Genomic DNA, 7070 nt, shown 5'->3' on the forward strand with positions numbered 1-7070 from the left:
TGTTCAATTCTGCCCTCGTGGCTTTTTTGTTGCTCAAGCGACATCCTCTCAAAAGCCAAAAGCCAAAAGCTCAGAGGCCTGAAGATTTTTGCTGTCATACGCTCAGCGCATTTATATTGCTGACGATGGTTTCTGGGCGGAGTGGACAAGAATAGAAGTAACCTTGGATACTATCGCACCCCATTGAGTGGAGTTTATCTAATTGCTCACGCTCTTCGACACCTTCGGCGACGAGTGAGACCCCCAGTCTTTGCGCTAATTGAATGATCAACCAAACGACGCTTTCTGATGTGGAGTTGGTTAACAGGTTCTGGATAAAGACAGCATCGATCTTAATGCAATCGATAGGGTAGCTGTGGATGTAGTTCAGGCTTGAATAGCCAGTACCAAAGTCGTCTAAAGCAATGGTGAAGCCTTGCTCTCGAAGATAGTTGAGGGCGTTTTTGACTTCAGGTGTTGGTGAAAGCAATACGGTTTCGGTCAACTCGATAACAAACTCATTCGCTTCGAAGTTGTACTGTTTGATCGTTCTAGTGAGGTAGGCAAGGTAGCGTTTAGAGTCACTAAGCTCGTGAGCGGAACAGTTGATACCCAGTTTGATTTTATAGCCTAAGCCTTGCTCAAGAGTGATTTTTGCTCGGCAAACGAGTTCGATAATACGTTCACCTAACTCGACGATAAGGCCAGATTCTTCCGCAACTTGTATAAACTCTACTGGAGATATGTCTCCGTGTTGAGTTGTTTTCCAACGAGTGAGTACCTCAAAATATTCCCAACGCGTATCGTCTTTACCTACGATCGGTTGGACCACCACATACATTCCATTGTTTTCAGATGTAGGGGCATTGGCTTGATTGCCATTCGATACCGTTTTACTTGATATCGAGCCTTCAAGCTCACTGCGTAACGCCGCAATCAGCTCGGTTTTTCTTTGATAGCGCGCTCTTAAATGGGTGTCGTAGCATTGGATGTGCGTATCAGTGTGCTGCTTACATTCTTTTAAAGCCAAACTGGTATTAAAGATGATCTGTTCTACATCTTTATTATTTCCATCTGAGCGAGCGATACCAATACTGACATCAAAATCAATCTTCAAATCAACGCTGCAGTAGCCTTGTTTTATTTTGGTTACTATCTGTTCGCAGATACCGATTGGGTCGTTATGATAAGTAATGAAAGCGAACTCGTTACCTGCTGTTCGAAAGGTTAAGTTGTTCTCTGGTAATGTTCTGCGTAGGGTTTCAGCGACATGCTGCAATACCTTGTCACCAATGTAATTGCCGTGCATGTCGTTAATGGCTTTGAAGCTGTTTATATCCAACAGAGCCACAGTAAAAGGGGTGACATTTTGTTGAGTAATGGACTCTAACGTATCCGACAAGCAACTGCGGTTGAGCAACCCAGTAAGACTATCGTGTGAGACTTCATAACTGAGCTGATTGACCAACTGCTCAGATCGGTCGTTGAACCACATCTCACGTAAGGTATGAATGACGATGTCTGCGAAAAGTTGATGGTGTTTGATCACTTCTTGCTGTTGGACAGGGCTAAGAGGTGATGTAAAGGTCGAAAACAACACACCCATGACTTCGCCACTCTGAGTTCGAGTGGGTATTGCAATCGAGTTTTGAGAGGTGAACTCTTGCCTGAACGCTGACGTTGGCAAAGATTTAACAATGTATTGAGCGAAAGAACAATCAGGGTGACTTTGATTAACGGCTTGTTGGTAGATGTGACCATGACGTGGATTGATTTTGTCATGCAGTACGTGGTCAGATTGCGCAATTACCAAAGGTACCATTTGGTCTGGAAAGTATTTTTTCTCAATGATGCTGGTGTATTGAGTACCAAATGTTTGATGCAAAGTAAGCACGGCCGACTCTAAAAGGTCGATACCTTCCAATTTCAGTAAACGGCCAATGCGCTCTGTATCTATCATGCTGCTGTGCGTATGTTGAGTCATAGTCACCATCCGTAGCTAACCAGAATCAGTGTGTAAGCTATATATATATGATTTTTATAAGCATAGTTTTTAAGTGTATAGTCTTGTATGCATAAAAACGGCACACATAATTAATATGCGTCTAGTTTATTATTGGTCGTGTTATCTATTTTTTCAAACTCAGTTGTGACTTATTTCAAAAAATCTGAGAGCTACGTTCTCTGTCTAGCCTGTCTTTCAGGTGATCCAAAAATAGCTTTGTTCGTGTATGTGAGTAGTCAAGCTTAGGGTAGTACGCATAAACCATCACTTCGTCGGCCGTTATATTTGGCAAGACTGGAACTAATGTCCCTTGCTTTAGATCTTCTTTGATCATTGCTTTGATGGTTAAAAGCACGCCCATTCCTCGCTTTGCCGCATGAAACAAAGCCTCAGGATTAGTAGTCGCGAAGTTTCCATTCAACGTGATTCGCTGACCTTTAGTGAGTGTCACTTCTCGAGTCGGACGCTCTCCCCAGATTAAGGAATTATGCTGCTCTAAATCTTGTTCGCAGGTGGGGTAGCCGTGTTTGGCGAGGTAACTCGGTGCGGCATAGAACCCTGCCTTGTGCTCAAACAAGGGCGTTTTCTTGAAGCTTAAAGAGTTGAGCTGTTCCAATTCTCGACTGATCACCAGATCCAATCCAAGCTCAGGTAATTGTCCTGAAGTGGTGGTGATGAGTTGTACCTTGATATCTGGGTATTTTTCTAAGAAGTCGTCCATGTATTGCACTAGAAACTTAGAGCCAACAGCAATGGTTGCCCCTATTTTTAGCAGGCCTGCTGGTGTTTGGTTTACTGAGCGAGTCTCATCAATAATCGACTGCCAATTATCGAGCTGATCTTTGGCTCGTAGGTAAAAGAGTGCGCCTGCCTCGGTTTGGCTAATTGAGCGAGTCGTGCGCTTTAATAGTTGAGTCCCGATGCGCTCTTCTAGCCAGTTCACTCTTTTGCTGATCGCTGAACTGGTGGTATTCAGTTTACGTGCGGCTCCATTGAAGCTGCCTTCTTCAACTACTGTTACGTAGCTTTTTACATTAAGAATCCAATCCATATTATTTCCTGTTAGGACTTAATCAAATTCCAATTTGGTTAATTATCAATTACTGGTTTTGAATATAGACTTATATCATGAACAAATAACAAACGAATAGGGAATTTTTTGAGCCAATCGACCTTTAAAAAACCGCCGTTACTCTTAGCGATGATGATCATTGCTACGGGACAAGTGGGTGTGAGTATCTACCTCCCATCATTGCCATTAATTGCTTCTGACTTAAGTGTTACCCAAGTGGATGTGCAACTGCTCGTTACACTGTTTCTTGTGGGTTTCGGTTTGTCGCAGCTATTTTATGGCCCAATGTCTGATGCAGTGGGAAGACGACCTATCTTCTTGTTGGGTCAAGGTGTTTATCTGATTGGTACCATCGTTTGTTTTGCATTTTCTGACAATATGACCGCTTTAGAAGTTGGCCGCTTGTTGCAAGGCTTAGGCGCGGGCAGTGCTTCGGTGCTCGGGCGTAGTGTTCTTAGGGACAGTTATGATGGCCCTCAACTCACTAAGGCGCTGTCTTATATTTCAATCACAGCTTCTATCATGCCGATTATTGCGCCAGTGTTTGGTGGTTGGATCTCGTTTCATCTAGGCTGGCAGGCGGTGTTCCTGTTTGTTCTATTGTATTTATTGGCCATATATATTCTCGGTTACTTTGTGTTGCCCGAGACACTGCCTTACGGAAAGAGTCGTTTTGAAGTCAGCCAAGTAGTGAAGAACTACGGGCGCTTGTTGACCAATCGCCAAGTGATCAGCAGCGCGAGTTATAACTGGATGAGTTACATGGCGAGCTTGGTGTCGTTATCGCTGTTCCCGTTCTTGATGCAAGAGCAACTGGGGTTGACCGCGGCTGAATATGGCTCTTTGATGATTGTTCCTTCGGCAGGATTGTTGATCGGCAGTGTAGTGTTGAACTTACTTAATCGTAGGTTTAGCACTCCGCAATTGATGAGTCTTGCGATTTTGATCGTGTTGGCGTCAGGTACTTGGTTATTAACACATGAATTATCCATCTTTAACCTAGTGTGGGCATTCACTTGGTTGGCGATAGCGCAGGGCATCTCTTTCCCTCTATCGATCAGCATGCTGTTGGAACCGCATAAGAAACAAGCTGGCGCGGTGTCTGCGCTGTCGGGCTCCATTCAAATGTGTTTGGCGGGCTTGTTAGGTGGGTACTTAGTTGAAAGTTGGGTCACAACTCACCTACAGCTTGGCGTGTTCTACCTGATTATTGGTGTGGGTATGGGCTCAGTATTGCGGTCCTCAAGTCGAGCCAACAAAAAAATCACCTCTGCAGCAATAGAGTATAGCTAGATAGGTTTTATACTTACACGCTCTAGTTAAAGCGTTGTATTTGTGTTGATGGTTTCCTACAATACTTCGGTCCATTTAATAGGTGTAAAACATGCAGCAAAATGAATTTGAAGTACTGGTAAAAGCGATCTGTGTTCTGGATGGCTTGCCTCAAGCGCTCGAGCTATTGAAATCCAACGAGGATACTGAAGTCGCTGAGGCTGCAGAATCACTGACTGGTCAATTTGCGTTAGCTGAAGTTGACGGCGAAAAGCGTATTTACCACGTGACGCTTCAAGAGAATGAACAAGGCGAAGAGCAAGAGTACATCGAACACGTTATGAACGAAGGCGATGACTTAATCAAATTTGCAGCTTGGTTCTTCGAGACAATGTTCGAATTAAAGCAAAAAGATACGTACCAGATTGCTGGTAAAACTTACAGACAGCCAAAGCGCAGCTAGTGTTATAACAGCTTCGTTTGAAAGGTATCTTTAGAACTAACGGTTTTTTAGAACTCAGCCTTTTTCTAAAAGCAGCTTATTGAGCTGCTTTTTTATTGCGTTCTATTTATAAACTCATATGTAAACTCGGAATTTAATTACATAAAAGTGTGATGTATGTCTTGTTTTTGGGTGCTTTAAGTGTAGAATCCGCGCATAAGAAAACTGATTATGTGCGGAGATAAGCATGAATTACGAACTAGGCCACGCATACCTTGGCCAAATTGTAGCAAAAAACATGATGCACGAAACATTGTATGGCAAGTCAAAGCCTAAGAAACCATCGTTCTTTAAGCGAATGATGAAGAAAATGTCTAAGTAAGCATTTTTTAAAACGGAATTTTAAAAGGCCTTAAACTCAATGAAGTTTAAGGCCTTTTTCGTTTGAGCAATTGATGACATTCAACGCTCTTTTTTATTGTGGATGGACACAAAAAATCTTTTAACTCAGCAGCTTATTCAGCTTATTCAGCGAGCTTTGGAGATCAACTAGCCGATTGGTTAGATAAATCGACAACGTTGTTTGGAATGGAATCTAGACCATTTTCTTTCATCCAAGCTTCTAAGTTGTCTGCTCCGCCAATGTATTTACCATCAAGCCAGATCTGAGGGACGGTGACTGGTGTTTTTTCACCAATGTGCGCTTTTACTTCTGGAATCATGCGATATAGAGCGGCGCTGTCTTTCACGACATCGTGGTATTGGTACTCCACACCCGCTTCATCAAGCATTTTCTTTGCTTTGACGCAGAATGGGCATGTCGCTTTCCCGTAAACAATGTTGCCTTTCAGGCTGTCTCGTTTCGTCCACTCTTTGATTACTGATTGAACTAACACTCCACGATTGAGTGCTTCGCCTTGGCTAACAACCTTGCCTTCAACGACAAGAATCGGCGCATGCCAAGAACCCAGCTTGAGTGGTTCCCACCAATGAGATAACCAATCTTTCACTTCCAGTTCGACATCGACATCTGATAACTCATTCTCAAAAGTATCCTTAAGAATGTCTTTGGTAAGGGTACATTCCCCACATGGGATATTAACTTTAAATGGACCCCAGCTGCCTGCCCAACGGTATAGTGTAATCTTGACTGGTTTCTTCATGGTTACGGCCTCGTTTGAATTCTCTTATCCATATAGAACGGACAGTTGAACTATTTATTTCACTAACCCTAAACTTTCTTCAGTTTTGACGGCTTTTTCGTTTCCCAGTGCGTTATAAATGCGACTGACGCAATAATAATAGCAGCCCCTAGCCATAAACGACCCGGTGGAACCCAGCTAAATACAATCCAACCTGCTAGGACATTTAGCGGTAATTTTGCGTGGTCAAAAGGTTGTACGAATGAAGCATCAGCGACTGAGTAGGCTTTTACAATTGCCCATTGAGCGAGTGCCGTCATAACACCGATGACAATTAAGATAGCCCAAATCGTACCGCCGCTTGGAGTCTGCCAATCTGGCGCAGCAAGTAGGATGTTAAATGGCGTAATCAATAGCAAAAGGTAGACCACCATGGTTGAAGGACTGTCTTGTGAAGAGAGCTTTTTCACCATGAGCGAGTAGCATGCCCAAAAGAAAGCGGCGCCAATCGGTAGTAGCGTTGCCCAGTTAAAGTCTTCAGCCCACGGCTCTAGAATCACCATCGCACCCACGAAACCTGCTAAGGTCGCGCCCCAGCGAGCAGCTCCAACTTTCTCCTTGAGGAAAAGCCCTGAACCTATGGTTGCAAACAGTGGCGACGTCATGAGAAGGGCAATGCCTTGCCAAATAGGAACTGGGTAAGCCAGCGCCCATATCCAAAGTTGAATACCAATCACCGATAAAAACACACGGAATACATGCAACTTGAGGTTGTCGGTTTTTAGCGCGCGGCGAATGCCCAGCGTTTTCAGGTAAGGAAGAATAGCGAACAACGCGATGGCGTATTGAATGACGGCAACGGTAGTAGAAGTAAGTCCGAAATGAATGCTAGCGATTTGAGTTAGGCTGTTAATAACGGCAAAGGCTAGGCCTGCGGTTAGCATCCAGCTAGCGCCTTGGATCGGATGGTGTTGTGACATGATGCTTCTAATTATTTGATGTGGTTCACCTATGATACGGATTTAGCACCACTTAACCAGAAAAAGCATTGATGAAGTTAGTCAGAATATTTGAATATGAAAAAGGTTGAGCTATTGCCCTAATGCCGATCAGTTAGGACTAAAGTGATCGGTTGAACGATCCTCCAGAGCTGTCAGA

The 7070-nt window shown here is 43.7% G+C and carries 7 protein-coding genes; 3 read left to right on the forward strand and 4 right to left on the reverse strand.

Annotation, left to right across the window (positions count from 1 at the left end):
- Positions 1-94: 94 nt before the first annotated feature.
- Entirely contained in the window at positions 95-1963 is a 1869-nt protein-coding gene (locus tag ED652_RS12365) for a bifunctional diguanylate cyclase/phosphodiesterase (protein ID WP_122055004.1), read from the reverse strand.
- Positions 1964-2138: 175 nt separating this feature from the next.
- Positions 2139-3035: a LysR family transcriptional regulator gene (locus tag ED652_RS12370; RefSeq protein ID WP_122055006.1), complete on the reverse strand. Its 897-nt coding sequence runs from the start codon at positions 3033-3035 to the stop codon at positions 2139-2141.
- A 108-nt stretch (positions 3036-3143) separates the two neighbouring features.
- On the opposite strand from ED652_RS12370, the gene ED652_RS12375 reads away from it, so the two are divergent.
- The 3 genes from ED652_RS12375 to ED652_RS24110 all read left to right on the forward strand — a co-directional run bounded on the left by ED652_RS12375 (position 3144) and on the right by ED652_RS24110 (position 5152).
- A complete protein-coding gene (locus tag ED652_RS12375; protein WP_122055007.1) occupies positions 3144-4349 on the forward strand; it encodes a multidrug effflux MFS transporter in 1206 nt (401 codons plus the stop codon).
- Between the two features lie 91 nt (positions 4350-4440).
- The gene (locus ED652_RS12380; protein WP_017105643.1) at positions 4441-4791 is read left to right on the forward strand and encodes a hypothetical protein; all 351 of its coding nucleotides are present in this window, start codon (positions 4441-4443) and stop codon (positions 4789-4791) included.
- Between the two features lie 226 nt (positions 4792-5017).
- Positions 5018-5152 carry a hypothetical protein gene (locus ED652_RS24110; protein WP_301951207.1) on the forward strand — a complete coding sequence of 45 codons (135 nt, stop codon included), beginning with the start codon at positions 5018-5020 and terminating at the stop codon, positions 5150-5152.
- Positions 5153-5315: 163 nt separating this feature from the next.
- Here ED652_RS24110 and ED652_RS12385 read toward each other — a convergent pair whose 3' ends face one another.
- Together ED652_RS12385 and ED652_RS12390 are read right to left on the reverse strand one after the other, a co-directional pair.
- Entirely contained in the window at positions 5316-5933 is a 618-nt protein-coding gene (locus ED652_RS12385; protein ID WP_122055009.1) for a glutaredoxin domain-containing protein, read from the reverse strand.
- A 68-nt stretch (positions 5934-6001) separates the two neighbouring features.
- The gene (locus ED652_RS12390; protein WP_017089881.1) at positions 6002-6892 is read right to left on the reverse strand and encodes a DMT family transporter; all 891 of its coding nucleotides are present in this window, start codon (positions 6890-6892) and stop codon (positions 6002-6004) included.
- Between the last annotated feature and the right edge of the window lie 178 nt (positions 6893-7070).

Source organism: Vibrio sp. Evd11, assembly GCF_900382755.1.
Taxonomy (GTDB): domain Bacteria; phylum Pseudomonadota; class Gammaproteobacteria; order Enterobacterales; family Vibrionaceae; genus Vibrio; species Vibrio lentus.